Here is a 25526-nt window from a genome sequence, read left to right as displayed (position 1 = left end):
GGCGGTTAGGATCGGTGCATGAGTAAACCCCCTCCCCTGTGGCGCCGGCTGCTGCGCGGCCTGGCCATCGTGCTTGCGCTGCTGGTGTTGCTGGTGCTGTCCGGCCTGTTGCTGGCTGATCACCTGACCCCACAGGCGCGTGGCGAAACATCGCACGTGCTGCCGGTGCAGCCCACCCAGACCCGCATCGACCGCGAGGTCAGCGCGCTGCAGGCGGCGCATCCCGGGGCATCGGGCGTGGCCTTCCTGTCCGACGGACTCGATGCCTTCGCCGCGCGCGCGGTCATCACCGAACGCGCCGAACGCAGCCTGGACCTGCAGTACTACATGTGGAAGGACGACCTGATCGGCCACCTGATGGCGCGTGCCCTGCACGACGCCGCCGAGCGGGGCGTGCGCGTACGGATCCTGCTCGATGACATGAACGCGCAGGACAAGGACGCGCTGATGATGGCGCTCGATACCCATTCCAACATCGAGATCCGCCTGTACAACCCGTTCCGCAACCGCAACGGGCCGTGGCGGATGGTGGAGATGGTGCAGCGGTTCTTCTCGGTCAACCACCGCATGCACAACAAGAGCTGGATCGCCGATGGCCGGGTCGCCATCGTCGGCGGCCGCAACATCGGCGAGGAATACTTCAGCGCGCGCCCGGACGTGAACTTCCGCGACCTGGACCTGCTGGTGGCCGGTGAAGCGGTCGGCCAGGCCAACACCGTGTTCGACGATTACTGGAACAGCGAAGCGGCCGTGCCGATCGCCGCGCTGGCCTTCCATACGCGGCAGGAGCTGCGCCTGTTGATGCGCGAATCGGACAACGAAGCGCGGCTGGACTCGGCCAGGCCCTACCTGCAGGAAGTGGCGAAGTCGCGCCAGCGCGCCATGGCCAGTGCGACACCGCTGCACTGGAGCGCGAACGTGCGCATCGTCTCCGATCCGCCGATGAAGCATCGCCGCGATGACCCGCAGAACTGGCTGGTCAGCGACCTGGTGCAGATGCTGACGGCGTCGCAGCACAAGGCACTGCTGATATCGCCGTACTTCGTGCCCGGCAACGAGGGCCTGGATGGCCTTACCCGGCTGAGCGAACGCGGCGTGCAGGTCGGGGTGGTCACCAACTCACTGGCCGCCAACGACGTGGTCGCCGTGCATGGCGGCTACATGACCTACCGCGCGCCGCTGCTGCAGGCCGGCGTGCAGCTGTACGAACTGAAGGCACATGGCAAGGCGACCAGCTCCGGGCTGTTCGGCAGCAGCGGCGCCAGCCTGCATACCAAGGCCTTCGTGCTGGATGACCGGCACGGCTTCGTCGGCTCCTTCAACCTGGACCCGCGCTCGGCCTACCTCAACACGGAAATGGGCGTGATCTTCGACGACCCGGTGCTGGCCGCCCAGCTGACCGCCGAGTACCTGCGGCTGTCCAGTCCGCAACAGAGCTGGTGGCTGGCATTGGACCCACGGGACCGCGTGCGCTGGCTGGAACGCGAGCCACCGCCGCATTGGGTCGACACCGAACCGGACAGCAGCCTGCGCCTGCGCACCAGTGCACGGGTGATCAGCTGGTTGCCGCTGGAATCACAGCTCTGACGCTGCTCACGCGTCGCCGTCGTGTTCGTCGGCCAGGGTTTCAACCGGCCGCCCGTGCAGGCGCCGCCAGATCCACAGCAGGGCATGCGGCGGGGTGCCGGGCAGCTGCTCCAGCCAGGCCAGCCCCTGGCTCTTGCCGATGTGGCCATGCCGCGCCAGCAGGCTGGCGGCTGCCGCGGCGCGGGCGAAGCGCAGCGTGCGCGGCAAACCGCTGTTGGTATTGCTGGCCTGCAGCGCCTCGTGCACCGGCGCGGGCAGCTCCCAGGCCGCGGCCACGCGCTGGGCGACCGGCAACGTCCACTGGCGCAGCAGCGCCTCGGCGGTAGGGTAGTCCAGCGGCACCTGCAGCGTCTGCGCTTCCTGCAGCAGCTGTTTCATCACCAGCGCGGCGCCCAGGCCCTGCGTGAGCCCCAGCCACTGCGCCGCGAACGGATCCTGCTGGCTGACCGTGCGCGCGTGGTCGGCCGCCGCGCGCGAGGACAGCAGCGCGTGCTCCCAGATGATGGTGCTGAACTGCGGAAACTCACTGCACTGCAGGTGCATCACCGGCTGCACCAGCACCGCGCTGATGATCTGCCGAATGCCTTCGGTGCCGACCAGGGTGATGGCCCGCTGCAGGCTGTCCACCGGCCGCTCCTGCATGCGGAACGCGGGGCTGTTGGCGATACGCAGCAGGTTGCCGGTCAGCACCGGGTCCTGGCCGATGATCGCGGCGGTCGCCCGCGCGGAGGATTCCGGATCGTTGACGGTCTGGATCAGCTGCGGCAGCAGCTGCGGGCGCCGTGGCAGCTGGCGCGCGCTCCAGTCTCGTGACAGCAACGCCTGCCGGGTCGCCTCGAGCAGGGCCCCGTGGCAGGCCGCGCCGCCATCCAGGGCCGGGTGCAGGGCCAGCGCATACAGCCCGGAGTGCAGCCGCGCCTCGGCATCGGCATCGGCATCGGTATCGCCACCGGCAGCCGTCGGGGCAAGCGCAACGGCTTCGGCGACGAAGCCATCGTGGCGCTGCGTGCGCTGCTGCGTGGGGTGCCGCGCCCCGGCACGGCCGAACAGCCGCCCCCACCAGCCGGCCCAGCCACTGCTGCCCGTCGCACTCATCGGCCCGCCCCGCATGGCCCGGCAAAGCGGGCGTAGGATTGCTGTACTGCCACCGCACCGGTCCTTAGCTTCAGGCGGACACCGCCGTGCATCCAGCATCGGCCGCTACGGTCGCTTCTTTAACCCCTCCACCCTCCCGGCCATGGGCCCGGACGTGCACAACACCACCCCGGGGAATGGACTAGAATGGCGCCGCGCGGCCCGTCCCCTGAACTGACGAAGTCGCTTTTTTTGTTTCTGCACCCTTATCGTTGCTGGCCTGTTCGAAGTGGTTCGCTGCTGTTCACGCCAACGGAGTCGCCATGCTATTCGAAACCCTCGCCACTACCGGTCACGAGCAGGTCGTTTTCTGCAACAACCCCGATGCCGGGTTGCGCGCCATCATCGCCCTGCACAGCACCACCCTGGGCCCGGCCCTGGGCGGGGTCCGCATGCGTCCCTACGCGAGCACCGACGAGGCACTGGCCGACGTGCTGCGGCTCAGCCGCACGATGACCTACAAGAACGCGCTGGCCGGGCTCAACGTCGGCGGTGGCAAGGCGGTGATCATCGGTGACCCGCGCACCGACAAGACCGAAGTGCTGCTGCGTGCGTTCGGCCGCCAGGTCGATGCGCTCGGCGGTCGTTACATCACCGCCGAGGACGTCGGCACCGATGTCAACGACATGGAAAACATCTACCTGGAAAGCCAGTTCGTCACCGGCGTGCACCAGGTCCACGGGGGCTCCGGCGATCCCGCCCCGTTCACCGCCTACGGGGCACTGCAGGCCCTGATGGCTTCGCTGCAGGCCAAGCTGGGCCATGAAGAAGTGGGCAAGACCAGCATCGCCGTGCAGGGCCTGGGCCACATCGGCATGGAACTGGTGAAGCTGCTGCGCGACCGCGGGGCCAAGCTGTACGTGACCGACCTGGATGCATCGCTGGTTGATCGCGCGGTGTCCGAGTACGGCGCCGAGGCGGTCAAGCCGGACGAGATCCACGAGGTCAATGCCGATGTGTTCGCTCCGTGTGCGCTGGAAGGTGCGATCAGCCTGGACGTGCTGCCACGGCTGAAGGCGCGGATCATCTGCGGCACCGCCAACAACCAGCTGGCCAACCCGGAAGTGGGCGATGAACTGCACGCGCGCGGCATCCTGTACGCGCCGGATTACGCGGTGAATGCGGGCGGGGTGATGAATGTCTCGCTGGAAATCGACGGCTACAACCGCGAACGCGCGATGCGCCTGATCCGCAGCATCTACCACAACCTGGGCCGCATCTTCGCGTTGTCGCAGCGCGAGAACATCGCCCCGCAGCGCGCGGCCGACCGCATTGCCGAAGCGCGCATCCAGTCGATCGGCAAGCTGAAGCTGCCGATGGGACGCGCCACCCCGCGCTTGGGCGACCTGCGCGCTGGCTGAGCGCCGCCCGCGCCAACCCTGCACGGCAAGCCCGGTAGCGCCGGGCCACGCTCGGCGAGCGCGAAGCCCAGCGCCTTTCATCAGCCACTGCCTGCGAAACACGGTAGCGCCGAGCCACGCTCGGCGAGCGCGAAGCGCGGCGCCTTTCATCAGCCACCGCCTGCGAAACACGGTAGCGCCGAGCCACGCTCGGCGAGCGCGAAGCGCGGCGCCTTTCATCAGCCACGCCGCGCCTCACCGGGAAGCCGCAGAGCCTGGCTCCGCGCCTCCGTGAATCAGAAGCCGGTGCTGTAGTTCAGCGCCGCCTGCGAAACATCCAGCCCGCCGCCGAAGCGCTGGTCGTAGCCGAACGACAACCGGCCGCTACGCCCCACCCCTGCTTCCAGCGCCACGCCGACCAGGCCGGAGGCACGCGGCAGCGCGCCGAAAACCAGCGGTGCCCATGCCTCCACGCCAGTGAAGCCGGCCTGCGCATCGAACCCTTCACTGGACAGCTCCTGCTGCCATTCGGAGTAGCCGCGCAGCGTCCAGCGCTGCCACTGGCGTTCGGCGCGCAGGCCCAGCATGGCCAGGCTGCGCCGCGCCAGGTTGTCCTGCATGCGCAGGCCGAAGCCCAGCCCGCCCTGTTCGGCGAATCCATCCGACCGCACCTGCACCTGGCTGGCCGCCAGGTACGGCGTCAGCGCGGCACGCGCGCCGCCAAACCGCAGCCCCGATTCCACGCTCATGCTGGCGAACCGGCCGCCGTAGCGCGCCCCGGTCCCGACGGCCTGCGCACCCAGCAGCAGCTGACGATCCACCTGACGCTGGAACTGGCCGGCACCCAGCTGCGCCAGCAGGTAGCCACGCCCTTCGCTCCAGCCGGCATACAGCTGCGCCTGCGCCTGGCGATCCCGCCCCAGCCCGCCGGTGTCGCGGCCGCTGGCGCTGCTGCGTACCTCACCGAAGGCAACGCCGAGCAATCCGTTGCCGCCCAGCGCACTCTCCTGGCCCGCCATCCAGCCCTGGGTCTGCGTTGCGTTGCCGGCGAAGTTGCCCTGCCCGGCGTCGCCCAGCGCACTCTGCCACCCACCGCGCAGCGCCGGCCGCGCCTGCACCTGGCCGAAACGAGCCGCCACGGCGCGCCGGCTCATGTCCACGCTGTCGAAGGTGGCCTGGGTGGCCAGGGCATGGGCCTTGCCGGACAGGCTGTCCAGGCTGGCCGACAGGCCACTGATGCCGCCGGGCGTACGCTGCAGATCGCCGGCAGCATCGGCGAACGCGCTGCCCTGCAGGTCCGGGCTGCCATCGAGCAGTTCGAAGGCGCGCTCCACGCGCCCGGCCGAGGCCAGTGCGCGCGCATCCAGCGACGCCGCGCTGGCCGCAGCGACCACGCTGACCCGGGTCAGTTCCAGCCAGGCCGTGGTGCTGTCATAGCCGTACGAAGTTTCCAGCAGCGACACGCCGTTCTGGCCCACCGCAGCGGTGTTGAACTGGCCGGACAACCCGCCCTGTGCGCGGATCAGCGATTGCCGCGTGCCATCGGCCGGCACATAGCCTGCAATCGCGCCGTTGACCAGCACGCCACCGCCCTGCAGGGTCGCCGTGCCGGTGACCTGCAAGGCGTTGACGCCCAGCGCGACCATCAGCTGGGCGCCGTCGCGCTGGAGGTAATTGCCTTCGATGGTGGCATCGGCATTGGCGCTGGTCAGCACCACGCTGGCGCCGTTGTCGACGTTGCCGACCACCCGCGTGGTGCCGTTCATGAACTGCAGCGCGGCGCCGCTGGGGCTGCCGGCCTGCGCGGCAATGCTCACGTTGGAGGTGATCGAGGCGCCACCGCGCAGCGCCAGCGTGCCCTGTTCGATGCGCGTGGCACCGCTGTAGGTGCTGCGTCCTGACAGCCCCAGCGAACCCACGCCCTGCTTGACCAGGCCGCCGGTGCCGCTGAGGTCGTTGCTCCAGACCGAATCCAGCCCGAGCCGGTTGACGTTGACGCTGACATCGCCCCAGTCCAGGCGGCCCGGACCATTGACGGCCTTGCCGACATTGAGCAGCCCGTTGCCGAACACCGGGTCCACGCCGGCAGCGCCGAGGTCGGTTGCCGTGCCCAGCAGGGTCTGCCGGACCAGGTCGTTGCTGAAATACCGATAGCGTTGCCAGACCAGCGCCGCCGCGCCGGAGACCAGCGGCGCAGCATAGGACGTGCCCCAGCCGTAGTAGTAGCTTGCCGTCGCCGTGGTCGCCTGGGGATCCGGATAGACCGCGGTGCCGGGCGCGGCCAGGCAGTAGCTGGCGGCTTCGCCGCAGGCATTCGCATAGCTGGCAAGCTGGGTCGGGGTGACCGTGTCCACGGCGGTCACCGCCAGCCAGCCGCGCACCAGGTCGGCCGCTGGCGTGCTGCCGCCGACGCCGGGACGGCTCGGCAGCGCGGCCATGTTGGACGGGGTTGGCTTGCCATCATTGCCGGTGGCGAATACCACCAGTCCGCCGTTGCTGGTGATGAACGGGCGGTACTCGTCGGCGATCTGCGCGGTGGTGGCCGCGTTGGTCCAATACAGGCCACCCCAGGAGTTGTTCATGATCTTGACGCCGGCATTGATCAGGTCGCGGTGCACCGGCGCCAGGCCGATGGCCCCACTGACCTGGTTGCCATTGCCGCTGCCGTCATCCACGGGCCGCTTGTCGGCGATGATCCGCGCCGAGACGATCTCCGCGCCGGGCGCCACGCCGACCTGCGAACCGGCATAGTCGCCGCCGGCGGCCAGCATCGACACCGTGGTGCCATGCCCGACCACGTCGTCGCGCCCCAGGTCGTTCACCCGTGAATCAACGTAGGTGTAGTTGGCGACCACGCGGCCGGCGAGTGCCGGATGGCTGCGGTTGACCCCCGAATCCACGACGCCGATACGCACGCCCTGCCCGGTCAGGCCGGTGCCCAGCGCATTGATCGCGGTCAGGTGGCCCTGCCTGCTCGGCTGCGGCGGCGTTACCGGCGGGGGGGTAACCGGCGGCGGCGTGACCGGTGGTGGCGTCACCGGCGGCGGCGTGGGCGGTTCGACGCGGACATTGCCGCCGCCGCCACCGCCACCGCAGGCGCTCACTGCCGCCGCCAGCGCCATGGCCAGCGCGTTCCTCATCCCTGCAGCCGTATTCAGTTGAACCCGTTTCATCCCTGTATCCCCGTCGTAGGTAGCGAGTGCCGCGGTCGCCTTATGCTGGCGTCGGGCCAGCCAACCTGCGGTAAGGGGCACCGCCTTATACTGGCGTCCCCCACGCAGTCTGCCGGGATTCGCGCCGCCTTCCAACGGGTCGCGTCTCCTTTTCCGAATTTGCTCACGCAACAACGAGATTGCCATGTCCAACATCGTCATCGCCGCGGCCAAGCGTACTGCCATCGGCTCCTTCCTCGGCCAGTTCAACGGCGTCCCCACCCCGACCCTGGGCGCGACCGCGATCGCCGCCGCGCTTGAAGCCTCCGGCGTGCCGGCCAGCGACGTCACCGAAGTCATCATGGGCTGCGTGCTGCCGGCCAACCTGGGCCAGGCGCCCGCCCGCCAGGCCGCCATCGCCGGCGGACTGCCGCTGTCCACCGGCGCCACCACGCTGAACAAGGTGTGCGGTTCGGGCATGAAGGCGATCATGCTGGGGCATGACCTGATCAAGGCCGGCTCGGCCAGCATCGTCGTCGCCGGGGGCATGGAGTCCATGTCCAACGCACCGCACCTGCTGCCCAACTCGCGCACCGGCAACCGCTTCGGCAACTTCCAGGCGGTGGACCACATGGCCCACGATGGGCTGGTGAATGCCTACGACGGCAAGGCCATGGGCGAGTTCGCCGAATGCGCCGTGGACAAGTACCAGTTCAGCCGCGAAGAGCAGGACGCCTACGCGATCGAGTCGGTCAAGCGTGCCCAGGCCGCGCAGGCCAGCGGTGCATTTGCCGATGAAATCGTCGCGGTGAAGGTCGCCAGCCGCAAGGGCGAGGTCGAGATCTCCATCGACGAACAGCCCACCCGCGCCGACATCGCCAAGATCCCGACCCTGCGCCCGGCGTTCAAGAAGGACGGCAGCGTGACCGCCGCCAGTTCCTCCAGCATCTCCGACGGCGCCGCCGCAGTGGTGCTGCTGTCCGAAGAAGACGCCCAGGCGCGTGGCCTGCAGCCGCTGGCCCGCATCGTTGCCCACGCCACCCACTCGCAGGAGCCGGAGTGGTTCACCACCGCCCCGATCGGCGCGATCCACAAGCTGCTGGACAAGGCAGGCTGGACGCTGGCCGACGTCGACCTGTTCGAGGTCAACGAGGCGTTCGCGGTGGTGGCCATGGCGCCGATGCGTGAACTGGGCATCGCGCATGACAAATTGAACGTCAACGGCGGGGCCTGCGCACTGGGCCATCCGATCGGCGCATCCGGGGCACGTCTGGTGGTCACCCTGGTGCACGCATTGCGCAGCCGCGGTGGCAAGCGCGGGATCGCTACGCTGTGCATTGGCGGCGGCGAAGCAACGGCCATCGCCATCGAATTGATTTGATTGGATTTAACTCCTGTTTCGCAAAACTGAATGCGGGATCGCTTGACAGCCATTCGTGGCTTGTCATCATGTTGACGGCGCGCAACTGCGCGTTGCCTATCTAACGACGACGAGGATTCACCAAATGAGCATCAACAAGCTGCTGGTTGCTATGTCCCTGGCCCTGGCCCTGGCTGCCTGCTCGAAGCAGGAAGCTGCCCAGGACGCCGCCGCTTCGGCCAACGAAGCTGCCACCGAAGCTCAGGCTGCTGCTGACCAGGCTGCTGCCGCTGGTTCGGCCACCGCCGACGCTGCCCAGCAGGCTGCCGACACCGCCGCCACCGCTGCTGACGCTTCGGCCGACGCTGCTGGTGCCGCCGCTGGCGCCGCCACCGACGCTGCTGCCGACGCAGCTGCTGACACTGCCAAGGCTGCCGAAGGCACCGCCGAGCAGGCCAAGGACGCTGCTGAAGAAGCCAAGAAGTAATAACTTCTTTCTTCACGCTGTTCTGAAGAAGCCGCTGGTTCGCCAGCGGCTTTTTCTTTGCCTGTCGTTGGGGTGGGTCGAACGGGTGATACCCCCTCGCGGGTGGCTTTCAGGCTGAAGCTGGGGGGCCGGGCGGTGGGGCTGGGTGGGGGACGGCAAAAGCCGCTCCTGCGGGCCTCGTTTCGCGCCATCCATGGCGCTCAACGCCCCCACCCAGCCCCAGCGCCCGGCCCCTGACAGGTTCCGGTGGCCGCCACCCGCGCGATGAAAATAAAAAAAGGTAGCGCCGACCCATGGTCGGCGGAATCCGTCCGGGGCTGTCAGCAAAGAGCCGCCGACCATGGGTCGGCGCTACCAAGGCCGCTATGGACCTGTCGAAGGTGGGGCGGGGTGGGTTCGTGGGAACGCTCATCCGCATGGATGCGGATGGCGAGCCTACAGGGACGTACTTGCGGCGATTCCCACGAACCCACCCCGCCCCGCCAACCCAACAGCCCTGCCGCTTTTGACGTTGCCGTTGCCGTTGCTTCAAAGCGCGCGCACGCGCAAAAAAAACTTCACCCGCCTTAGACCGGTCGATGAATAGGCTGGCGCTCCCTGAAACCCTGATCCTGGAGCGCGCCATGAAGATCCGCACCCTGACCACGTCCCTGCTGGCCTCCGCGCTGGTGCTCGGCCTGGCCGCCTGCAAGGGCCCGGAAGCCGAACAGGCACGCCAGGACGCCGCCCAGGCCGCCGACAGCGCCGGCGTGGCCGCCCGTGATGCCGTCGACCGCGCGGCCGCCGCCACCCGCGATGCCACCGACGATGCCGCCGCAGCCTCGCGTGAAGCCGCTGCCGATACCCAGCAGGCACTGGACCGCGCGGCCGATTCCACCGCCGCCGCCGCTGCGGAAGCGAAGGTTGCCGCCAAGGATGCGGCCGCCAATGCCAGCGAAGCCACCGCGACCGCGGCACAGAACGTGGCCGACAAGGCACGCGATGTCGCCGACGATGCCAAGGACAACGCCGACCACGGCAAGCACTGAACCACGCACCTCCTTCCACGATGCAGGCGCCGGCCGATGCCGGCGCCTTTTTTGTGGTCCTTGCTCAGGGCAGCGCGCGTGCCAGCATCGCCGCGCTGTCGATCCCCAGCGGCAAGGTGCCGAAGGCCAGGCCGTGTTCACCGCCCAGCCGGCTGCGCACGAACGTGACCGCAAACGGACTGCCTGCACGCAGCAGGATCGACCCCTGCAGCAGCAGCGCCAGCCGCTCGCAGTACACCCGCGCCAGTGCCGGCTCCGGCGGCGCGGCGCTCCACCAGCGTGACATCGCCTCGTCGAAGGTGGCATCCAACCCGCTGCCGGCCAGCAGTTCCTCATGCAGCGCCTGCAACGCCGCCGGCTCGCGCTGCAGCGCGCGCAGCACGTCCAGGCACTGGATGTTGCCGCTGCCTTCCCATATCGAATTGAGCGGCGCCTGGCGGTACAGCCGCGGCAGCATCGACTCTTCCACATAGCCCGCTCCGCCCAGGCATTCCTGTGCTTCATTGACGAACGCCGCCGCGCGCTTGCACACCCAGTATTTCCCCAGCGCGGTGCCGACCCGTGCCAGCAGCGCCTGGCGCGGGTCGCGTGCAGCGCGGTCCACCGCCGCGGCCACGTGCAGGGCCAGCGCGGTCGCCGCTTCGGATTCCAGCGCCAGGTCGGCCAGCACGTTGGCCATCAGCGGGTGGTCGCACAGGCGTTGGCCGAAGGTACGCCGGTGCCGCGCATGGTGCAGCGCCTGCGCCAGCGCCATGCGCATTTCCGCGGCAGCGCCGAGCATGCAGTCCAGCCGGGTCATCATCACCATGTGGATGATGGTGGCCACGCCGCGCCCTTCATCGCCCACCCGCCAGGCCTGCGCGCCGGTGAATTCCACCTCGCTGGAGGCATTGGACCAGTCGCCGAGCTTGTCCTTCAGCCGCATCAACTGGAAGGCGTTCCGGTTGCCATCGGCCAGCCGCCGCGGCATCAGCAGGCAGGTCAGGCCTGCCGGCGCCTGCGCCAGCACCAGGAAGCCGTCGGACATCGGCGCGGAGAAGAACCACTTGTGCCCCACCAGCCGGTAGCTTCCGTCCGCGCCGGGCTCGGCGACGGTGGCATTGGCGCGGACATCGGAGCCGCCCTGTTTTTCGGTCATGCCCATGCCCAGGGTGATGCCGACCTTGTCGGCGATCGGCACATCGCGCGGGTCGTACACCGGTGCGGCCGCCTTGCGGGCCCACTCCGACAGCACCGGGTGGTCGGCCAGCACCGCCACCGCGGCGTGGGTCATGGTCAGCGGGCAGCTAGTCCCGGCTTCGGCCTGGTGGTGCAGGTAACTCAGCGCGGCGCGCGCCACGTGCGCGCCTGGCTGCGGCTCGTGCCAGGACAGCCCGGCCACGCCGTGTTCCTTCGCCGTGTGCAGCAGCTGGTGGTACGCCGGATGGAACTCGACGATGTCGATGCGATGGCCCTGCGCATCGTGGGTACGCAGGCGCGGTCGATCACGGTTGGCATCGAAGCCGAGCCGATACAACGCATCGCCGGCGAGGCGGCCGTACGCTGCCAGGCGACCGGCGAAGGAGGACGCCCCGCCCCGGTCCACCGCTTCCACCAGCGCCGCATCGTCGGCCCACAGGTGGCGGCCGGCGAACGCGGGCGGCTGGTTGTGCACGAGGTGGGTCTGGAACGGTGCTGCTTCGTTGCGCATGGTGGAACGCCTCCCTGGCTGCATGACCCTCGATTCTGCCCCAGCGCGGGAACGGCTGCTGTTCAGGCGGATTCTCACCTCCTGCACGACGGCCCCGGCACAGTGCCGACATGAGCAGACGCGACGATCTGGTGGTTCTGCGTCCGGAAGGACTGTACTGCCCCGCTGGCGATTTCCACATCGATCCATGGCGCCCGGTGGCGCGCGCGGTGATCACCCATGGCCACGGCGACCACGCCCGCGGCGGCATGCAGGAATACCATTGCAGCCCGTCCAGCGAGCCGATCCTGCGCTGGCGGCTGGGCGATGTACGCATCCACACCCACGGCTGGGGCGTGCCGTTCCGGATGGGCGCGGTCGAGGTCTCGCTGCACTCGGCCGGCCACGTGCTGGGCTCTGCGCAGGTGCGCATCGACGACGGCGAGCAGGTCTGGGTCGCGTCCGGTGACTACAAGCGCCAGCCCGACCCCACCTGCGATCCCTTCGAAGTGGTGCCATGCGATACGTTCATCACCGAAGCCACGTTCGCTTCGCCGATCTACCGCTGGCCCGACACCCCGGACGTGGCCGCGGACATCGTCGCCTGGCGCCGTGAATGCGGCGAGCGCGGCGAAGCGGCGATCCTGCTGTGCTATGCATTGGGCAAGGCGCAGCGGGTGCTGGCCGAACTGTTGCCGCTGGACGATCAGCCGGCCTGGCTGCACGGGGCGATCGACAACGGCGTGCAGGTGTATCGCCAGGCCGGCATCCCGATGCTGGCCACCCAGGCGGTGGCCGAACAGGGCCGCCAGCCCGACTCAGCCGGCCGCCTGGTGCTGGCCCCGCCATCGGCCGCGGGCACGCCGTGGGTGCGCCGCTTCGGCCGCCACCAGCTGGGGTTTGCCTCCGGCTGGATGCACCTGCGCGGCAACCGCCGCCGTCGCAACGTTGATCGCGGCTTCGTGGTGTCCGACCACGCCGACTGGCCGGCGCTGCTGCAGACCATCGCGCAGACCGGCGCCACCCGGATCATCGCCACGCATGGCAACACCGATGCATTGATCCGCTACCTGCGCGAAAACGGCACCGCCGCCGAAGCCTTCCGTACCGACTACGGGAGCGAAGAATGAAGGCCTTCGCCGACCTGTACCAGCGCCTGGACCGCAGCACCGCCACCGGCGACAAACGCGCCGCGCTGGTCGACTACTTCCGCCATGCGCCCGCGCACGACGCCGCATGGGCGTTGTACCTGCTGAGCGGTGGCAAGGTCGGTGGCGCGCGCCGCAAGATCGCCGCCAGCGGCGAACTGCGCGCCTGGTTGGCCGACGAATCCGGACTGCCGGCGTGGCTGGTGGAAGACAGCTACGAGCAGGTCGGCGACCTGGCCGAAACGCTGACCCTGTTGGTGGATGAGCCGCGCCAGCCAGCCCCGGACCGCCCGTTGGTGGAGTGGATCGAAACCCATCTGCTGGCCGTGGCCAACCTGGACGAAGCGATCCGCCGGGCCGCCGTGGAAACCGGCTGGCGGACGTTGCCGGCAGCGCAACGGCTGGTGTTCAACAAACTGCTCACCGGCGCGCTGCGCGTCGGTGTCTCGCAGCGGCTGGTGCAGCAGGCACTGGCCGAACTGTCCGGGCTGGACATCGCGCGCATCGCCCAGCGCATGCTGGGTGACTGGGTCCCCTCGCCCACCCTGCTTGCCACGCTGTTGACCCACGAGGAGCTGCCGCTGGACCGCCAGCAGCCCTATCCGTTCTTCCTCGCCTCGCCTCTGGAAGCGGCGGTGGAGACGCTGGGTCCGATCAGCGACTGGCTGCTGGAATGGAAGTGGGATGGCATCCGCCTGCAGCTGCTGCGCCGGCAGGGCGAGGTCGCGCTGTGGTCGCGTGGCGAAGAGCGGCTGGACGGGCGTTTTCCGGAAATCGAACAGGCCGCCACTGCCCTCCCCGATGGCTGTGTGATCGACGGTGAGCTGCTGGCCTGGGACGTAGGGCAGGATCTGCCGCGTGCCTTCACCGCGCTGCAGACGCGCATCCAGCGGCGCAAGCCGGGTCCGGCTACCCTGCGCAGCACGCCGGTGCGCGTGCTCGCCTACGACCTGCTGGAAGAAGGGGGCGAAGACCTGCGCAACGTCCCGTTGCAGCAGCGTCGGCAGCGCCTGGCTGCGCTGCTCGGTGCGCTGGATGATCCCCGCCTGCAATTGTCTCCCCACGTCCATGCCGACGACTGGCAGCAGGCGGCCACCCTGCGCGAAGAAGCACGCGTGCGCGGCGTGGAAGGCTTGATGGTCAAGCGTGCCGATTCGGTCTACCAGGCCGGGCGCCGCCGCGGTGACTGGTGGAAGTGGAAGGTGGATCCGCTGACCATCGATGCGGTGCTGCTGTACGCGCAGGCCGGCCACGGCCGGCGCAGCACGCTGTACACCGATTACACCTTCGGGGTCTGGAACGGCGAAGAACTGGTGCCGGTCGCCAAGGCCTACTCCGGCCTGGACGACAAGGAAATCCTCGCGCTGGATCGCTGGATCCGCGCCAACACGCGCGAACGCTTCGGCCCGGTGCGCAGCGTGCGTGCCGAACAGGTGTTCGAGCTGGGCTTCGAAGCGGTCAATGTCAGCAAGCGGCACAAGTCCGGCATCGCCGTGCGCTTCCCGCGCATCCTGCGCTGGCGCCAGGACAAGCCCGCTGCCGAAGCCGACCATCTGCAACAGCTGCAGGCACTGGCCCGATGACCGCAGCGGAGGCGCTCAAGCGCCTGCAGGGTTTCTTCGCCGAACGCGGCTGGCGGCCGTTGCCGTTCCAGCGCACGATGTGGCGGCACTACCTGGCCGGCCAGTCCGGCCTGCTGCATACGCCCACCGGCAGCGGCAAGACCCTGGCGATGTTCGGCGGCCCGTTGCTGCAGGCGCTGGTCGATCCCCTACCCGCGCCGGCCCGTCGCAGCGCGGTACGGCCGTTGCAGGTGCTGTGGGTGACCCCCCTGCGCGCACTGGCCACCGACACCGCACGTGCGCTGCAGGCGCCGCTGAAGGCCGTTGGACTGGACTGGCAGGTTGGCCTGCGCAGCGGCGACGCCAGCAGCCGCGACAAACGCCTCGCCCGCGAAGGTCGGCTGGACGTGCTGGTGACCACCCCGGAATCGCTGGCGCTGCTGTTGAGCTACCCCGATACGCTGGCGCGCATGCGCCAGCTGCGCTGCGTGGTGGTGGACGAATGGCATGAGCTGCTGGGCAGCAAGCGCGGCGTACTGCTGCAGCTCAACCTGGCCCTGCTGCGCGACACCGCGCCGGCGATGCAGCTGTGGGGCCTGTCGGCCACGCTGGGCAACCTGCAACAGGCACGTGAGGTGCTGTTGCCCGGCCGCGACGACGCGGTCACCGTGGAAGGGGCCAGGCCGCGACCGGTGCGCGTACGCAGCCTGCTGCCCGAGCCCGGCGAGCGCTTCCCGTGGGCCGGCCACCTGGGGCTGGGGCAGCTGCCGCGCGTGCTGCAGGCGCTGATGGGCGCGCGCAGCAGCCTGCTGTTCACCAACACCCGCGCGCAGGCCGAGCTCTGGCACCAGGCATTGTCCGCGGTGTGGCCCGAAGACAGCGCCACGCTGGCGCTGCACCATGGATCGCTGGATCCGGCGCTGCGCCAGCAGGTGGAAGATGGACTGCGCGCCGGCAGCCTGCGCTGCGTGGTCGCCACCTCGAGCCTGGACCTGGGCGTGGATTTCCCGGAAGTGGAACAGGTGCTGCAGTTGGGCAGCCCGAAGGGCGTGGCCCGGCTGCGCCAGCGCGCCGGACGCGCGCGACATCGCCCCGGCGCCAGCGGCGAGATCCTGTGCGTCCCCAGCCATGCGCTGGAACTGGCCGAATACGCGGCCGCGCGCCGCGCCCTCGACGCGGGCGTGGTCGAGGCACGACGGCCGCTTAGGCTGTCGCTGGACGTGCTGGCCCAGCACTGCATCAGCCGCGCGCTGGCCGGCGGCTTCGATGCCGAAGCGCTGCTCGCGCAGGTCCGCCGCACGCATGCCTTCACACAGCTCGGCGATGCGCAGTGGCAGGACGTGCTGCAGTTCATCGTGCAGGGCGGGCGGGCGTTGGCGCAGTACCCGGATTTCCACAAGGCGGTGCAGGACGAGGACGGCATCTACCGCGTGCACGACCGACGCCAGGCGCTGCGCCATCGCCTGTCCATCGGCACCATCAGCAGCGACGGCAGCGTGCGCGTGCAGTTCCTGCGCGGCGGCAGCCTGGGCGCGGTGGAAGAACAGTTTGCCGGGCGCCTGCGTCGTGGTGATCGCTTCCAGTTCGCCGGGCGGCTGCTCGAACTGGTACAGCTGAAGGACATGACCGCCTACGTGCGCGTGGCGCGCGGTGGAGAAGGCGTGGTGCCGCGCTGGCAGGGCGGCCAGCTGGCGCTGTCCACTTCACTGGGGCGGGAACTGGAAGCGGTGCTGCGCGGCGCCGACGACAGCCCCGAATCGCGCTGGCTGGCACCACTGATGGACCTGCAGGCAACCCTGTCGGCGCGGCCTTCGCCGGATCACCTGCTGGTGGAAGACGTACGCCGCCGCGAAGGCCAGTTCCTGTTCGTGTACCCGTTCGCCGGCCGCCACGTGCATGAAGCCCTTGCCGCGCTGCTGGCCCTGCGCTGTACGCGGCTGCAGCGCAACAGCATCGGCTACGCGGTGAACGACCACGGGCTGGTGCTGGCCCCGGCCCTGCCCATCGCCCTGGATGCGGCACAGTGGAGCGCGCTGCTGGACCCTGGCGCACTGCTTGATGACCTGCGCGCGGCAGTCAACCTGGGCGAACTGGCACGCCGCCAGTTCCGCGGCATCGCGCGGGTGTCCGGCCTGCTGGTGCCCAGCCTGCCGGGCGGCATGCCGCGTTCGCTGCGCCAGCTGCAGGCTTCAGCCGGCCTGCTGTACGACGTGCTGCGCGAACACGATCCGGAGCACATGCTGCTGCAGCTGGCCGAGCGCGAAGTGCTGCACGACAGCCTGGACGTGGACGGCCTGCGCGACGCCCTGCAGCGGATGCAGGGCCGTGCACTGTCGCTGCAGGCACCGCGCTCGCTGACGCCGCTGGGCTTCCCGCTGTGGGCCGAACGCCTGCGCGGCCAGCTCAGCAACGAAGACTGGCGCACGCGCGTGCTGCGTGCCGCGCAACAACTGGAAAAGCGCAATGCCCGATGATGTTGTCCTGCACCTGGCCGGCGAGGAAGTGATCCTGCTGGGCGAGCGTGCGCTGCGGATACCGCGGCTGCGCGCGGTGTTGATCGCCGACCTGCACCTGGGCAAGGCGGACATCTTCCGCCGCGCCGGCATCGCGCTGCCGGTGGGTGGCACCGCCGCCGACCTGAAGCGGCTGCAGCAGCTGGTCGAGCGTACCGACTGCGAGCAGCTGTGGATCCTCGGCGATGTGCTGCACGGGCCGTTGCACCGGGCACCGTGGTACAGCCACTGGCTGGCTTGGCGCGAGCAGCGTCCCGGGCTTGCGGTCCACGTGGTGCGTGGCAACCACGACCGCGCGCTGTCCGCCGCCGCGCTGCAGGTCCAGGTGCACGAGGAGCAGGCCGCACTGGGTCCCTTCCTGCTGCGCCACGAACCGGAGCCGGATGCGCAGGCACACGTGATTGGCGGTCACCTGCATCCGCTGGCCGCGCTGCCGGGGCTGCCGCGCCGGTTGCCGTCCTTCTGGCTGCGCGAGCGGGTGACGGTGCTGCCGGCGTTTTCGCAGTTCACCGCGGGGGTGGTGCCGGTGTTGGCTGCCGGCGAGCGGATGGTCGCGTGCGTGGACACTGCGGCGGTGCTGCTGCCTGCGCGGTAGGTGGGTCGAACGGGTGGGCCCCCCTCGCGGGTGGCTGCGTTTCGCTGGCTACGTGCTTGGGGCCGGGCGGTGGGGCTGGTCGGGGGACGGCAAAAACCGCATCCATGCGGGCCTCGTTTCGCGCCATCCATGGCGCTCAACGCCCCCGCCCAGCCCCACCGCCCGGCCCCCTGACAGATTCCGGTGAAAGAGCAAAGGCAGGGGTCAGACTCCTTTTGCGCAGCGAAAGGACTCTGACCCCATTTTCCTCCCACTCTTCCCACCCCTGTCCGAATCCGCCGACCATGGGTCGGCGCTACCAAGCATCTGCCCGGCCCCCTGACAGATTCCGGTGAAAGAGCAAAGGCAGGGGTCAGACTCCTTTTGCGCAGCGAAAGGACTCTGACCCCATCTTCCTCCCATTCTTCCCACCCCTGCCAGAATCCGCCGACCATGGGTCGGCGCTACCAAAGCAACCAATGGCCACCATGGACGTGTCAAGGGGGGGCGGGGTGGCTGTGCAGGACCGTCTTTTCGCATGGATGCGAAAAGCGAGCCTACACGGACGTACTTGCGGCGTGTCCTGCACAGCCGCCCCGCCCCACCAACAATCAGCCCTGCAGCTGTTGCCATGGCCCTGGCTCTGGCTTCAAGCCCGCGCGCAGCGCGAAGAACTCACGCGACCGCCAGCATCTCCGGCATCAGGCGGAAATCCGGCCCGCGGCTCTCTACCCGCCGGGGCAGCGCCCGGATCGTGGCCAGCATTTCCTGCGCACACGTACGGATATAACCGTGCTGCTCCGGAGAGGAATGACTGATCAGGCTGCCAACATGGAATTCGAAGACATCTTCCAGCACGTCAGGCTGGTCTTCGTGCAGCATCTGCAGCAACCCGCGCAGTTTGCAGATTTCCGATTCCAGCGCTTCAGCCGAGAACAACATGGGGGACTCCTTGCATGCGGCTCGCCCGAGCCAGAGGGGGCAGCAGCGACAGGCCGCCCGCCGGGGCGCGATGCAGGATCACGGAACAGTGCGGGGGCCACGCGGTGCGTGCGTTCCCCCCTGTTGTGCCATGAACGAGGTGAGCCGACCGTCAACTCCGCCCACCGCAGCGTTCACGCAGCGCTCAACGCCCCCCCCTCCGCCGTGGCCCGTGGCGTGCCCAGCGCGTCGATGAACGCCGGATCCAGCGGCAGTTTCCCCAGCCAGCCGCGCTGGGTGCCACTGAGCACGCGCAGCATGTGGCCCCGCCCCCCCGGCAAGCGCCCCATCGGCCCCAGCAGCACGTCACGGGCCTTCGACCAGGCATCACGGTCGGACTGGAACAATGGGGTCAGCCAGCGGCTCCAGTAGTGGTACACGGCCACGTGCGCGCGTCGCTGTGCCTGGTAGGCCTGAAGGGCGGCCTCGCCCTTGCCATGCACGCGCAGCGCGTCACGCAGGGCCAGCGCATCCAGCAGCGCCATGTTCACGCCCTGCCCCAGCTGCGGGCTCATGGAGTGCGCTGCATCGCCGGCCAGCACCAGCCGACCGTTGTGCCAGCGCCGCATCACCGCATCGCGGTAAGAAGCGCGCGCCAACTGCCCCGCCTGCTGCAGGTGGGCAAAGCGCGGGCCAGCCTCCGGCCACAGCGCGTGCAGCTCATCCAGCCACGGTTGCAGGCCATCGGCCTCCCAGCGCGCGAAGTCCTCGCGCGGCAGGCTCCAGAAGAAGCTCAGCCGCGGCGTGGCATCCCCGGGGCGCGTGCCGACCGGCAGCAGCCCGATCATCTTGCGCGCCGCCACGTAGCGCTGGCGCAGTTCGCTCACATGCGGCCAGTCTTCGGCCGGCAGCAGGCACCACAGGGCGCCCCACGGGTACACCCGGTCCAGCGACGTCCCCCCGACCTGCGCACGCAGGGCCGATGCCGAGCCGTCGGCAGCGATCACCAGGTCATACGGCCCGTGCTGGCGCCCTTCGCCGTCGTGCAGCAGCCCGCGTTCGTGGTCGACCGATGCAATGGTGACGCCTGCATGCAGCTGTCCGAGGCCATCACGCGCCTGGTCCAGCAGCTGGAACAGCGCGCCACGCTGCATGCCCAGGCCGTGCAGGCGCGCATCCAGGCCGTCGTAGCCCATGTCCATCACCGCCCGCCCGCAGGGGGTATCGCCGTGCAACCGGTGCACCGGTGCGGCATGTGCGCGCACCGCATCCAGCAGGCCCATCTGCCACAGCACCTGCAGCCCGCTGGGCTGCAGCAGGAAGCCGGCGCCGACCGGCCCAGGGCGGGGCGCGCGCTCGAAGATGTCGACGTGGTGTTCGTCGCGGGACAACAGAATGGCCAATGCCTGGCCAGCGGTCCCGTAGCCGATGACGGCGATGCGCATGCGGGGATCCATCCTGCGATTGTGCCTGATCGGCGCGGCAGGCAAAAAAAAACCCCGCCGAAGCGGGGTTCTTCCAACACGCGACTGAATGGATCAGGCGGCCTGGATGTTCGATGCCTGGTCGCCCTTCGGGCCCTGGGTCTTTTCGAAGGTGACTTTCTGGCCTTCCTGCAGGGACTTGAAGCCATTGCCCTGGATGGCGGAGAAGTGCGCGAACAGATCAGCGCCGCCGTCGTCCGGAGTAATAAAGCCAAATCCCTTGGCGTCGTTGAACCACTTCACGGTACCTGTTGCCATGTTGATGCGAGACCTTTGCAATGAATGGGTGGTGTGCGCAAAAACCCTGCGCACGGGGCGAGTATGCAAACCTTGCCCGAGGATGACAATCACCCCCGTGCCAATTCCCCGATCAGTTCGGGCAATCCGTTGGACGCGGCCTGCACGTTGGAGAGTACTTCGGCCATCGTGATTTCTTCCCCATCGCCACAGCCGGCGGCCCAGTTGGCCACGATCGCAAGGCAGGCGTAGTCAAGCCCGAGCTCACGCGCCAGGGCCGCTTCGGGCATGCCGGTCATGCCTACCAGGTCACAGCCATCACGGCGCAGACGCGCGATTTCTGCAATGGTTTCCAGCCGCGGACCTTGCGTTGCAGCATAACAACCACCGTCCCGCACTGTGACGCCCGTCACCTTTGCGGCCGCAAGAATTTTGCTTCGCAGCATGGGCGTGTAGGGATGCCCGAAGTCCACGTGCAGGACGTCACTGCCCGCTTCCTCACACAGGGTGGAGATCCGGCCCCAGGTGTAGTCGATGATCTGGTCCGGGCAGGCCAGCACGCGCGGACCGAAATCGTCGCCGATGCCGCCAACCGTATTCAGCGCCAGCACGCGCGACGCGCCGATCTGCTGCAGTGCAGCAAGGTTGGCGCGGTAGTTGATCTTGTGCGGGGGCAGTGAATGGCCCTCGCCATGGCGGGCCAGGAAAGCCACCCGGTGGCCCAGCAGGCTGCCGACCCGGATCGGACCGGAGGGCGTACCAAAGCGGGTTTCGATCTCGTGGGTCTGCACGTCATCCAGCGTGGCGAGGTTGTAGACGCCGGTTCCACCGATGACCGCCAGGGCGATGGGCTGCATCAGCCTTCCTTCATTGCGTAGATCGCCGGCACGCAGCGCAGGGTCTCGTTGACGTCCATCCCGAAGCCGAACACATAGCGGTCCGGCAGTTCCACGCCGGCGTAATCGGCGTGCACGTCGGCCAGCGCGCGGTCGTGCTTCTTCACCGTCAGCGCAGCGATGCGCACATCAGTGGCGCCCTGCTCCAGGCACCAGGTGCGCACGCCCTGCAGGGTGTAGCCCTCGTCCAGGATGTCGTCCACCAGCAGCACGCGGCGGCCGAACAATGCGGTGGCCGGCTTGTGCTTCCACACCAGGTCGCCGCCGGTGGTTTCACCGCGGTAACGCGTGGCGTGCAGGTAATCGAACTGCACGTCCTGGCCGCGTGCGCCCAGTTCCAGTGCCAGTTGGCCGGCGAACGGCAGCGCGCCATGCATGATCGACAGGAACAGCGGCACTTCGCCCTTGTAATCGCTGGCGATGGCGTCGGCGATGCGGCCGATGGCCTGGTCGATGGTGGGGCGGTCGACCAGCAGGTCAGCCTGTTCCAGGGCCTGGGAAATGGTGAGGTTGGGCATCAGACGGTTCTTCCAGAGGATTCGAGAAAACGGGTTCGGGTGTCGCCATGCCGGGCATCGGCCAGCAGGCCGTCCCAGCCAAGTGCGCCGCGGCCGATCAGGCCAAGCAGCGCGGCAGTGTTCGAGGTGCGATGCTGCATGGCCTGCAGCGCATCGTCCACCAGCTCGGGATGGCAGACCAATACCACGTCGCAGCCGGCATCCAGGTGCGCATCGACGCGGGCCTTCACGCCACCGGCGCTGAACGAGGCAGCCATGCCGATGTCATCGGAAAACACCACGCCGCGGAACCCGAGTTGGCCACGCAGGATGTCCTGCACCCAGCGCCGCGAGTAGCCGGCCGGTTCCGGGGCGACCTGCGGGTAGATGACGTGGGCCATCATCACCGCATCGGCGCCGGCGGCGATCCCGGCCACGAAAGGCACCAGGTCGCGCTGCTGCAGTTCATCCAGCCCACGCGGGTCGATCGCGGTATCGACGTGGGTGTCTTCCAGCACGCTGCCATGGCCGGGGAAATGCTTGAGCGTGGCGGCCATGCCGGCGCTGTGCATGCCGCGCACGTAGGCGGCGGTAAACGCGGCCACCACCTGGGGATCTTCACTGAATGCGCGATCGCCGATGGCGCGGTTGCCATGGCCCAGGTCCACCACCGGCGCAAAGCTCAGGTCCACGCCGCTGGCGCGCACCTCGCTGGCCATCAGCCAGGCGTGCTGCTCGGCGGCGGCCAGCGCGGCCTGCGGATCCTGCGCATGGCCCAGGCCGATCTGCTGCAGCGGCGGCAGATCGGTGAAGCCCTCGCGGAAGCGCTGCACGCGTCCGCCTTCCTGGTCCACGCAGATCAGCTGCGGACGCGGTGCTGCCTCGCGGATGGCGGCGGACAGTCCGGCGATCTGCTGGCGGGATGCGAAATTGCGCTTGAACAGCACCACGCCGGCCACGGCATCGTGCTGCAGCCAGTCACGCTCCTGGGCGGTCAGTTCGGTACCGGCAACGCCGATCAGCAGCATGTTCAGGTCTCCACGACGGGCGCCACGATGGCGCAGCGCCGCATTGTCGCAGAAGCGTGGCCCAGCGTCAGACCCTGCACCCGTCCGGGCCACATCCGTCTTCAGCGTCCAGCGCGTCGGAAGCGCCGGCTTCACTGCGTTCGGCGGCGATCTGGCGCAGCGCCTGGGCGATCGCTGCCGGCGACTGCGCACCCTGGATTGCCCAACGGCCGTCGATGACGAAGGTCGGCACCGAGGTGATGCCGATGGCGTGGCCGTGCTGCAGGCCTTGCTGCACCTCGGCCAGCCCCAGGCCCGAGCCCAGCATCGCCTGGATGTCGTCAGCGGCAAGTCCGCCCTCGATCCCGGCCCGGGCCAGCACCTGCGGATCGGCGAGATTGCGCCCCAGTTCGAAATGCGCACGGAACAGCGCTTCGCCCACCCCATCCTGGACCCCGTGCTGGCCAGCGAGCCATAGCAGGCGGTGCGCCTGCAGCGTGGTCACGCGGACCTGGCCACGACTGAAATCCATCGGCAGCCCCTCGGCGCGTGCGGTGGCCTGCATCTGGCCCAGCAACTGCTCGGTGCGCTCGGCACCCCCGAACTTGCGCGCATAGGCCTCACGCAGCGGCACCGGCGTGGCATCGGCGTCCGGATCCAGCTGGAACGGCTGCCACTCCACCTGCAGCGCGGGCACCGCATCACCCAGCAGCGCAAGACCCTGCGCGAAGCGGTGCTTGCCGATCCAGCACCACGGACACACCACGTCGGAATAGATGTCGATCTTCATCCCCCCGACATGGGGACGACCGCCCGGCGATAAAGGGGACGCAGGCGACCAGCTCGTTTCTGGCATGCCGGGACGCGTCGGCAGCGACTCACTCCCCGCCGTCGCCCTTTTCGCCGGGAGACCAGCGGGCGTACGGGTGGGAGGCCAGCGCGACGTTGTAGTAGCGCGCCTGGTCGGTGACTTCGCGGCCGGTCCAGGCCGGCAGGCTGATCGCCTGGTCCGGGTCTTCCAGCTCCACTTCGGCGACCACCAGCCCGGCGTTGTCGCCGAGGAACTCGTCGACCTCCCACAGCAGGCCTTCGTGCTGCACCAGGTGCCGGCGCTTGTCGATCAGGCCGCCCACGCACAACGCCAGCAGCTCACGCGCGTCCGCTACCGGAATCGGATATTCGAACTCCTGCCGGCTGCGCCCCAGCGTGCGTGATTTGAGGTTCAGTGCGGCACCGTCGCCTTCGATGCGCACCCGCACCGAGGCGTTCTGGTCCCCGCGGTCCAGCGCGCCCATGTCGTTGATATAGCCCTGCGCCATCGGGATGACCGCATGCGCCGCCGCCCGCCAACCGTCACCGGTGACGAGGAATTTCCGTTCGATTTCAATGCCCATGGGGTGATTATGCGGGAAGCGCGTGACAACCGACGGTCGTCACCCACCGCGACCAGCGTTCATCCACCGCGACCGACGGTCACCCGCCCCGATCAGGCTTTTTCGAATACCGCGATGCTTTCCACGTGTGCGGTATGCGGGAACATGTCCATCGCCCCGGCACTGACCAGGGTGAAGCCACGCTCGTTGACCAGGTAGCCGGCATCGCGCGCCAGCGAACCCGGATGGCAGCTGACGTAGACGATGCGCTTGAACTGCTCCAGCGGCAGCTGTTGCAGCACCTCGATGGCGCCCGAGCGCGGCGGGTCCAGCAGCAGCTTGTCGAAGCCCTCCAGCATCCACGAGGCCTGGCGCTGGTCCTGGGTCAGGTCGGCGGCATGGAAGCTGGCGTTGGCCAGCCCGTTGCGCTGGGCGTTCTCCTTCGCACGCGCCACCAGCCCGGCATCGCCCTCCACGCCGACCACTTCGCGCACGCCGCGGGCCAGCGGCAGGGTGAAGTTGCCCAGCCCGCAGAACAGGTCCAGCACGCGCTCCTGCGGGCCGGCATCCAACAGCGCCAGTGCGTGCTCGATCATCTTCACGTTGAGGTTGGCATTGACCTGGATGAAGTCCAGCGGGCGGAACGCCAGCTCCACGTCCCACGGCGCCAGCCGGAAGGACAAAGGAACCTCCTGCGGCCACAGCGGGTGGACCGAGTCGACCCCGTCGGGCTGCAGGAAAATGGCGAATCCGTGTTCCTGCCCGAACGCGATCCAAGCCGCGCGATCGGCCTCGCTGAGCGGCTGCATGTGGCGGATGGTCAGAGCGATCGCCTCGTCACCGGCGATGAACTCGATCTGCGGGATGTCGCGTCGGCCATCCAGCGATTCGACGAAGGCCGACAGCACCGACACCTTGGTGCCGATCTCCGGAATCACCGTCAGGCACAGCGACAGGTCTGCCACGAAGCGCGGATCCAGCTCACGGAAGCCGACCAGGGTCTTGTCCTTCTTCTCGACCCGACGCACCGAGAAGCGCCCCTTGCGGCGGTAACCCCAGCTGTCGCCGACCAGCGGCGGCAGCACCTGCTGCGGCTGCACGTGGCCGATGCGCTGCAGGTTGTCCATCAGCACCCGCTGCTTGGCCACGATCTGCTCGCTTTCTTCCAAATGCTGCAGCACGCAGCCGGCACAGACGCCGAAATGCGGACACTTCGGCTGCACGCGCAGCGGCGAGGCTTCCACCACTTCGACGGTGCGCGCCTGGTCGAAATGCTTGCTGCGCGCGGTCTGTTCGGCCATCACCACTTCACCCGGCAGCGCGCCGGTGATGAAGGTGACCTTGCCACCTTCGCCATCACGGCGTGCGACGCCGCGGCCGTCGTGGCTCAGGTCGAGGATGTCGGTTCTGAAGAGGGTGCGGTCGATGCGGGAACGTTGACGGGCCACGTGGCGAGGGGCTGCGTGTGAAAAAGGGCGCGTATTGTCTCAGAACAGGGCGAAAATCGCTTCTCCACCCTTGCAAGGCGGCGCGCGGTGTTTAATATGCAGCGTAGCT

At 68.8% G+C, this 25526-nt stretch carries 21 protein-coding genes; 9 read left to right on the top strand and 12 right to left on the bottom strand.

What is annotated here, in order from left to right:
- The first annotated feature begins 18 nt into the window (after window positions 1-18).
- Window positions 19-1587: a phospholipase D family protein gene (locus QE373_RS05570; protein WP_309684400.1), complete on the top strand. Its 1569-nt coding sequence runs from the start codon at window positions 19-21 to the stop codon at window positions 1585-1587.
- A 6-nt stretch (window positions 1588-1593) separates the two neighbouring features.
- On the opposite strand, the gene QE373_RS05565 is transcribed toward QE373_RS05570, so the two are convergent.
- The gene (locus tag QE373_RS05565) at window positions 1594-2682 is read right to left on the bottom strand and encodes an HDOD domain-containing protein (protein WP_309684397.1); all 1089 of its coding nucleotides are present in this window, start codon (window positions 2680-2682) and stop codon (window positions 1594-1596) included.
- A 302-nt stretch (window positions 2683-2984) separates the two neighbouring features.
- Between QE373_RS05565 and QE373_RS05560 the strand changes: the two genes are divergently transcribed.
- On the top strand, window positions 2985-4082 hold the full coding sequence (locus QE373_RS05560; RefSeq protein ID WP_057687602.1) for a Glu/Leu/Phe/Val dehydrogenase: 1098 nt from the start codon (window positions 2985-2987) through the stop codon (window positions 4080-4082).
- Window positions 4083-4357: 275 nt separating this feature from the next.
- On the opposite strand, the gene QE373_RS05555 is transcribed toward QE373_RS05560, so the two are convergent.
- A complete protein-coding gene (locus tag QE373_RS05555) occupies window positions 4358-7201 on the bottom strand; it encodes a S8 family serine peptidase (RefSeq protein WP_309684391.1) in 2844 nt (947 codons plus the stop codon).
- A gap of 217 nt (window positions 7202-7418) precedes the next feature.
- On the opposite strand from QE373_RS05555, the gene QE373_RS05550 reads away from it, so the two are divergent.
- The 3 genes from QE373_RS05550 to QE373_RS05540 all read left to right on the top strand — a co-directional run bounded on the left by QE373_RS05550 (window position 7419) and on the right by QE373_RS05540 (window position 10088).
- A complete protein-coding gene (locus tag QE373_RS05550; RefSeq protein ID WP_057508008.1) occupies window positions 7419-8594 on the top strand; it encodes an acetyl-CoA C-acyltransferase in 1176 nt (391 codons plus the stop codon).
- Between the two features lie 124 nt (window positions 8595-8718).
- Window positions 8719-9060: a hypothetical protein gene (locus QE373_RS05545; protein ID WP_057508009.1), complete on the top strand. Its 342-nt coding sequence runs from the start codon at window positions 8719-8721 to the stop codon at window positions 9058-9060.
- 623 nt (window positions 9061-9683) lie between these two features.
- Window positions 9684-10088 carry a hypothetical protein gene (locus tag QE373_RS05540; protein WP_057687417.1) on the top strand — a complete coding sequence of 135 codons (405 nt, stop codon included), beginning with the start codon at window positions 9684-9686 and terminating at the stop codon, window positions 10086-10088.
- 64 nt (window positions 10089-10152) lie between these two features.
- Here QE373_RS05540 and QE373_RS05535 read toward each other — a convergent pair whose 3' ends face one another.
- Entirely contained in the window at window positions 10153-11778 is a 1626-nt protein-coding gene (locus QE373_RS05535) for an acyl-CoA dehydrogenase family protein (RefSeq protein WP_309684384.1), read from the bottom strand.
- A 110-nt stretch (window positions 11779-11888) separates the two neighbouring features.
- Here QE373_RS05535 and QE373_RS05530 point away from each other — a divergent pair, with 110 nt between their 5' ends.
- Genes QE373_RS05530 through pdeM form a run of 4 tightly spaced genes read left to right on the top strand, consistent with a single transcriptional unit; the run spans window position 11889 to window position 17575 of the window.
- Window positions 11889-12887, top strand: coding sequence for a ligase-associated DNA damage response exonuclease (locus tag QE373_RS05530; RefSeq protein WP_057687415.1), 999 nt, complete (start codon window positions 11889-11891; stop codon window positions 12885-12887).
- The gene (locus QE373_RS05525) at window positions 12884-14488 is read left to right on the top strand and encodes an ATP-dependent DNA ligase (protein ID WP_309684376.1); all 1605 of its coding nucleotides are present in this window, start codon (window positions 12884-12886) and stop codon (window positions 14486-14488) included. The genes QE373_RS05530 and QE373_RS05525 overlap by 4 nt, the downstream gene beginning before the upstream one ends.
- Entirely contained in the window at window positions 14485-16941 is a 2457-nt protein-coding gene (locus tag QE373_RS05520; RefSeq protein ID WP_309684374.1) for a ligase-associated DNA damage response DEXH box helicase, read from the top strand. The genes QE373_RS05525 and QE373_RS05520 overlap by 4 nt, the downstream gene beginning before the upstream one ends.
- A complete protein-coding gene (pdeM, locus tag QE373_RS05515; protein ID WP_309684371.1) occupies window positions 16931-17575 on the top strand; it encodes a ligase-associated DNA damage response endonuclease PdeM in 645 nt (214 codons plus the stop codon). The genes QE373_RS05520 and pdeM overlap by 11 nt, the downstream gene beginning before the upstream one ends.
- A gap of 654 nt (window positions 17576-18229) precedes the next feature.
- Here pdeM and QE373_RS05510 read toward each other — a convergent pair.
- The 9 genes from QE373_RS05510 to rlmD all read right to left on the bottom strand — a co-directional run bounded on the left by QE373_RS05510 (window position 18230) and on the right by rlmD (window position 25417).
- Window positions 18230-18496, bottom strand: a complete 267-nt coding sequence (locus QE373_RS05510; protein ID WP_042614974.1) for a hypothetical protein — start codon at window positions 18494-18496, stop codon at window positions 18230-18232.
- A gap of 173 nt (window positions 18497-18669) precedes the next feature.
- On the bottom strand, window positions 18670-19932 hold the full coding sequence (locus tag QE373_RS05505) for an NAD(P)/FAD-dependent oxidoreductase (protein ID WP_309684368.1): 1263 nt from the start codon (window positions 19930-19932) through the stop codon (window positions 18670-18672).
- Window positions 19933-20013: 81 nt separating this feature from the next.
- Entirely contained in the window at window positions 20014-20217 is a 204-nt protein-coding gene (locus QE373_RS05500; protein WP_309684367.1) for a cold-shock protein, read from the bottom strand.
- Window positions 20218-20306: 89 nt separating this feature from the next.
- A complete protein-coding gene (locus QE373_RS05495; protein WP_309684364.1) occupies window positions 20307-21053 on the bottom strand; it encodes an S-methyl-5'-thioinosine phosphorylase in 747 nt (248 codons plus the stop codon).
- Window positions 21053-21610, bottom strand: coding sequence for a hypoxanthine-guanine phosphoribosyltransferase (locus QE373_RS05490; RefSeq protein WP_057507287.1), 558 nt, complete (start codon window positions 21608-21610; stop codon window positions 21053-21055). The genes QE373_RS05495 and QE373_RS05490 overlap by 1 nt, the downstream gene beginning before the upstream one ends.
- Window positions 21610-22617 (bottom strand): beta-N-acetylhexosaminidase, encoded by a 1008-nt coding sequence (gene nagZ, locus QE373_RS05485; RefSeq protein WP_309684361.1) that lies wholly within the window; start codon window positions 22615-22617, stop codon window positions 21610-21612. Before nagZ ends, QE373_RS05490 begins: the two co-directional genes overlap by 1 nt.
- Window positions 22618-22684: 67 nt before the next feature.
- Window positions 22685-23386, bottom strand: a complete 702-nt coding sequence (locus tag QE373_RS05480) for a DsbA family oxidoreductase (RefSeq protein WP_309684359.1) — start codon at window positions 23384-23386, stop codon at window positions 22685-22687.
- A gap of 88 nt (window positions 23387-23474) precedes the next feature.
- The gene (locus QE373_RS05475) at window positions 23475-23990 is read right to left on the bottom strand and encodes a CYTH domain-containing protein (RefSeq protein WP_309684357.1); all 516 of its coding nucleotides are present in this window, start codon (window positions 23988-23990) and stop codon (window positions 23475-23477) included.
- Window positions 23991-24082: 92 nt separating this feature from the next.
- Window positions 24083-25417 carry a 23S rRNA (uracil(1939)-C(5))-methyltransferase RlmD gene (rlmD, locus tag QE373_RS05470; RefSeq protein WP_309684355.1) on the bottom strand — a complete coding sequence of 445 codons (1335 nt, stop codon included), beginning with the start codon at window positions 25415-25417 and terminating at the stop codon, window positions 24083-24085.
- Between the last annotated feature and the right edge of the window lie 109 nt (window positions 25418-25526).

It is taken from the genome of Stenotrophomonas sp. SORGH_AS_0321, assembly GCF_031453215.1.
Taxonomy (GTDB): Bacteria; Pseudomonadota; Gammaproteobacteria; order Xanthomonadales; family Xanthomonadaceae; genus Stenotrophomonas; species Stenotrophomonas chelatiphaga.
Note: the sequence above shows the minus strand (reverse complement) of the source record. Positions and strands in the feature narration are given on the sequence as shown.

Excerpts from the sequence above, each read along its gene's own strand:
- QE373_RS05570 (WP_309684400.1), top strand. The coding sequence starts at position 19 with ATGAGTAAACCCCCTCCCCTGTGGCGCCGGCTGCTGCGCGGCCTGGCC.
- QE373_RS05565 (WP_309684397.1), bottom strand. The coding sequence starts at position 2,682 with ATGAGTGCGACGGGCAGCAGTGGCTGGGCCGGCTGGTGGGGGCGGCTG.
- QE373_RS05560 (WP_057687602.1), top strand. The coding sequence starts at position 2,985 with ATGCTATTCGAAACCCTCGCCACTACCGGTCACGAGCAGGTCGTTTTC.
- QE373_RS05555 (WP_309684391.1), bottom strand. The coding sequence starts at position 7,201 with ATGAGGAACGCGCTGGCCATGGCGCTGGCGGCGGCAGTGAGCGCCTGC.
- QE373_RS05550 (WP_057508008.1), top strand. The coding sequence starts at position 7,419 with ATGTCCAACATCGTCATCGCCGCGGCCAAGCGTACTGCCATCGGCTCC.
- QE373_RS05545 (WP_057508009.1), top strand. The coding sequence starts at position 8,719 with ATGAGCATCAACAAGCTGCTGGTTGCTATGTCCCTGGCCCTGGCCCTG.
- QE373_RS05540 (WP_057687417.1), top strand. The coding sequence starts at position 9,684 with ATGAAGATCCGCACCCTGACCACGTCCCTGCTGGCCTCCGCGCTGGTG.
- QE373_RS05535 (WP_309684384.1), bottom strand. The coding sequence starts at position 11,778 with ATGCGCAACGAAGCAGCACCGTTCCAGACCCACCTCGTGCACAACCAG.
- QE373_RS05530 (WP_057687415.1), top strand. The coding sequence starts at position 11,889 with ATGAGCAGACGCGACGATCTGGTGGTTCTGCGTCCGGAAGGACTGTAC.
- QE373_RS05525 (WP_309684376.1), top strand. The coding sequence starts at position 12,884 with ATGAAGGCCTTCGCCGACCTGTACCAGCGCCTGGACCGCAGCACCGCC.
- QE373_RS05520 (WP_309684374.1), top strand. The coding sequence starts at position 14,485 with ATGACCGCAGCGGAGGCGCTCAAGCGCCTGCAGGGTTTCTTCGCCGAA.
- pdeM (WP_309684371.1), top strand. The coding sequence starts at position 16,931 with ATGCCCGATGATGTTGTCCTGCACCTGGCCGGCGAGGAAGTGATCCTG.
- QE373_RS05510 (WP_042614974.1), bottom strand. The coding sequence starts at position 18,496 with ATGTTGTTCTCGGCTGAAGCGCTGGAATCGGAAATCTGCAAACTGCGC.
- QE373_RS05505 (WP_309684368.1), bottom strand. The coding sequence starts at position 19,932 with ATGGATCCCCGCATGCGCATCGCCGTCATCGGCTACGGGACCGCTGGC.
- QE373_RS05500 (WP_309684367.1), bottom strand. The coding sequence starts at position 20,217 with ATGGCAACAGGTACCGTGAAGTGGTTCAACGACGCCAAGGGATTTGGC.
- QE373_RS05495 (WP_309684364.1), bottom strand. The coding sequence starts at position 21,053 with ATGCAGCCCATCGCCCTGGCGGTCATCGGTGGAACCGGCGTCTACAAC.
- QE373_RS05490 (WP_057507287.1), bottom strand. The coding sequence starts at position 21,610 with ATGCCCAACCTCACCATTTCCCAGGCCCTGGAACAGGCTGACCTGCTG.
- nagZ (WP_309684361.1), bottom strand. The coding sequence starts at position 22,617 with ATGCTGCTGATCGGCGTTGCCGGTACCGAACTGACCGCCCAGGAGCGT.
- QE373_RS05480 (WP_309684359.1), bottom strand. The coding sequence starts at position 23,386 with ATGAAGATCGACATCTATTCCGACGTGGTGTGTCCGTGGTGCTGGATC.
- QE373_RS05475 (WP_309684357.1), bottom strand. The coding sequence starts at position 23,990 with ATGGGCATTGAAATCGAACGGAAATTCCTCGTCACCGGTGACGGTTGG.